Source organism: Streptomyces longispororuber, assembly GCF_024448165.1.
Lineage (GTDB): Bacteria > Actinomycetota > Actinomycetes > Streptomycetales > Streptomycetaceae > Streptomyces > Streptomyces longispororuber_A.
Map to the genome: position 1 here is coordinate 1 of NZ_JAMOLN010000433.1, position 679 is coordinate 679.

Annotated in this window: 1 rRNA gene; it reads left to right on the forward strand. The window is 57.4% G+C overall.

What is annotated here, in order from left to right:
• Positions 1–49: 49 nt before the first annotated feature.
• Positions 50–679: ribosomal RNA gene (locus tag M4J07_RS47715) — 23S ribosomal RNA — on the forward strand; the annotation flags it as partial.

The window sequence follows — 679 nt, forward strand, 5'->3', positions numbered from 1 at the left end:
GGGTGGTTGGTCGTTGTTTGAGAACTGCACAGTGGACGCGAGCATCTGTGGCCAAGTTTTTAAGGGCGCACGGTGGATGCCTTGGCACCAGGAACCGATGAAGGACGTGGGAGGCCACGATAGTCCCCGGGGAGTCGTCAACCAGGCTTTGATCCGGGGGTTTCCGAATGGGGAAACCCGGCAGTCGTCATGGGCTGTCACCCGCTGCTGAACACATAGGCAGTGTGGAGGGAACGCGGGGAAGTGAAACATCTCAGTACCCGCAGGAAGAGAAAACAACCGTGATTCCGGGAGTAGTGGCGAGCGAAACCGGATGAGGCCAAACCTTAAGCGTGTGAGACCCGGCAGGGGTTGCGCTTGGGGGGTTGTGGGATCTCTTTTTCACAGTCTGCCGGCTGTGAGACGAGTCAGAAACCGTTGATGTAGGCGAAGGACATGCGAAAGGTCCGGCGTAGAGGGTAAGACCCCCGTAGTCGAAACATCAGCGGCTCGTTTAAGAGACACCCAAGTAGCACGGGGCCCGAGAAATCCCGTGTGAATCTGGCGGGACCACCCGTTAAGCCTAAATATTCCCTGGTGACCGATAGCGGATAGTACCGTGAGGGAATGGTGAAAAGTACCGCGGGAGCGGAGTGAAATAGTACCTGAAACCGTGTGCCTACAAGCCGTGGGAGCGTCG